Raw genomic sequence first — 1,474 nt, forward strand, 5'->3', positions numbered from 1 at the left:
GAACCGCACCGCAACCCGATCACCAAACCGCGCAGCAGCATCATCGAACCACGCCGACAACGTCGAATCCACACCACTGTCGACACCCGTGTCGCTCCATGACAGAACGCGATCCAACTCACTGGCGCTCATAACATCCACGTCGCCAACGGCAGCGGCCGGATTCGCGACAACGCCACGGAGGACGGACACGAACCGATCAGCGAACTCGGCCGCTGTCGACGCGTCGAACAGATCCGTCGCGTAGGTCAGGGTGCCGGACATACCGGCGTCAGCGACGTCTTCAAGTGTGAATTGCAGATCGAACTTGGCCAGTGCTGCGTCGAATTCCACAGCAGCGGCGGTGAGTCCGGGCAGTTCGAGAGCACTCTGTCCAAGGTTCTGGAACGTCAACGCCACCTGGAACAACGGATGACGAGCCTGCGAACGAACCGGATCGAGAACCTCCACCACACGCTCGAACGGAACATCCGCATGCGCGAACGCCTGCAAATCCACCTCACGCGCCGACGCCAACAACTCGGCAAACGACATCGACGGATCAACCTCGGTACGCAGCACCAAGGTATTGACGAACATACCGATCACGTCATCGAGCTCGGCTTCACCACGACCCGCGATCGGGGCACCGATCGCAATGTCGGTCGTCGCGGACAGTCGTGCCAACAGCACCGCCAGAGCCGAGTGAACAACCATGAACGGAGTTGCGTTCGTTGCCTTGGCCAGTTCGTCCAGCTCAGACCACAGCTGCGGTTCGATGGTGAAACTGTGATTGGCGCCGCGCCCTGAAGCAATCTCGGGACGCGGACGATCACCAGGCAGATCCAACTGCTCCGGAAGATCAGCCAACGCATCCGACCAGAACGCAATCTGCTTCGCGATCATGGACTGCGGATCGTCCTCGGACCCGAGAACCTCACGCTGCCACAACGAATAGTCGGCGTACTGCACCTGCAACGGCGTCCAGGTCGGAGCCTGGCCGTTGGTTCGGGCGTAGTAGGCGGTCATGACGTCGCGGGTCAACGGGCCCATCGAGAAGCCGTCGGTCGAGATGTGATGCATCACGAACGACAACACGAAGTCGTCATCGGCGACCTGAAAAAGCTTGGCGCGCAACGGAACCTCGACAGTGACATCGAAGCCCTGGGCGAAGAACGAATACAGCTCCGCCTGGATTCGGTCGTCTGTGACGCGTTCTGCGCCGAGATCGATCGAGACATCTTCTACCGAGCAGATCTTCTGGTAGCCGACGCCGTCGACCTCGGGGTAGACCGTGCGCAGAACCTCGTGGCGGCCGATAACGTCGTGAACTGCCGAATTCAGGGCCGCCAGATCGAGCGCACCCGTGAGCCGAACGGCAACAGGGACATTGTTGACAGCAGAATCGGTGTCGAATCGGTTGAGGAACCACATGCGCTGCTGCGCCAACGACAACGGAACCCGAACCGGACGCACCTGCGCAGTCAACGCCGCA

1 protein-coding gene is annotated in these 1,474 nt (G+C 60.8%); it reads right to left on the reverse strand.

All coding sequences use genetic code 11. The annotated features are described in order from the left end of the window. The coding region (locus AC1Q61_RS32715) for a condensation domain-containing protein (protein ID WP_462414333.1) at positions 1 to 1,474 on the reverse strand (1,474 nt) is incomplete at both ends.

The sequence above is a fragment of the Rhodococcus sp. MPR-R1B genome, assembly GCF_058793255.1.